The 1,254-nt window shown below is 48.6% G+C and carries 1 protein-coding gene; it reads right to left on the reverse strand.

Features of this window, described 5'->3' with window-relative positions:
* Window positions 1-153 precede the first annotated feature (153 nt).
* Complete coding sequence (locus BQ17_RS20260) at window positions 154-810, reverse strand: hypothetical protein (protein WP_141699100.1); 657 nt, start codon at window positions 808-810, stop codon at window positions 154-156.
* Window positions 811-1,254: the final 444 nt, after the last annotated feature.

Genomic DNA, 1,254 nt, shown 5'->3' on the forward strand with positions numbered 1-1,254 from the left:
GAGCGGTGCCCCGGATCGAGTTCCGGTGACTGCATTGCCAACCCGGCTGTCGGGGATCAGCGGTGCCCTGTTCCCCACGTACCGCGGCGACGGCGCTTTGGTTGGGGTTTTTCTCGTTCCCACGTGCTGCGTGGGAATGTGGAATAGCTAATGTTATGACCGATGCAACTGTCCTAAGACATCAATTATTTTTTTACCTAAACTGGTTTCCGAAATGCTGCTTCGATACTTATCATCTAAGAATGCATGTCCGAGAGTACACTCTATACCTTCAACGATTGGTCCGGCGCCGGATATATGATACTCATCGATACCGGTTATAGTTTTACTGAGATATTGTACTATATGCTTCTTGAATTCAGCGTCAATCTCAGAGTCGATAGTCTCTTGGAGCAAATCATTCACTTTATTTCCAATGTCGGCAAGCTCAGCATCCTCTATTACTTTCGATCCTTCTTTCACATCCAAAAGATCCATGGACATTTTGAGATAGTTGATCGTATGTTCATCGATATGGCCAATAAATGAATCCCATGAACCATTCAGGTTTTGCTGCGCAAACGCAGCATCTAATTTTTGACTCCAATGCTCATGAGACGAACCTTGATTGGGGTAGTGTTCCTGTATCTTTTCTATTATTTGATTGGGCAACTCCATTACTTTTCCAAGACGCGACATAAGGAGTGCCGGGTTGGAGTTGTTTATTCTGAGTAATTTATTCCAGGCCCCCCTGCAACCCATACCGGATGGATGCTGTTTACCATTTTCCAATATATTCAGTAATCTTCCCGCCGGATTATCTGACTTCATCTTTTTCACCTCGAGGTAGGGGTCTTTGGGGCTGCTTTGGAATACAACGTGAGAAATCGTCTTGGTTCAGATTCCAACGCATCGTAAAGATATATCGTTGGGGTTTCTCCGTCGCCCTGACCGAAACGGCTGCCTGATCGATCGAATTTACGGATCGGAGGTCAACTGAACTTTCATCCTAATAGAGTATCTATGTTGCCGGCAAGTGCGGGCGATGTGCATCGCGGCGGGAAATCCATAGGCGGCAGGTATACTGCCACGCGGCACGATCTGAGCTTTTGAATTTCCCCCTCACCCCGGCCCTCTCCCTTCGAGGGTGTCGTAAAAGGTGAGGCCCGAAGCCGTCTGAAAGACGGCGATCCCAGCCGGCCTGGGATCGCCGACATTCTGTCGGCCCCTGGGATAATGCCGAGTTGCCGGTCCAAATGGTCATCAGTCAGGCTG

It is taken from the genome of Candidatus Thiosymbion oneisti, from assembly GCF_900092655.1.
GTDB lineage: Bacteria > Pseudomonadota > Gammaproteobacteria > Chromatiales > Chromatiaceae > Thiosymbion > Thiosymbion oneisti.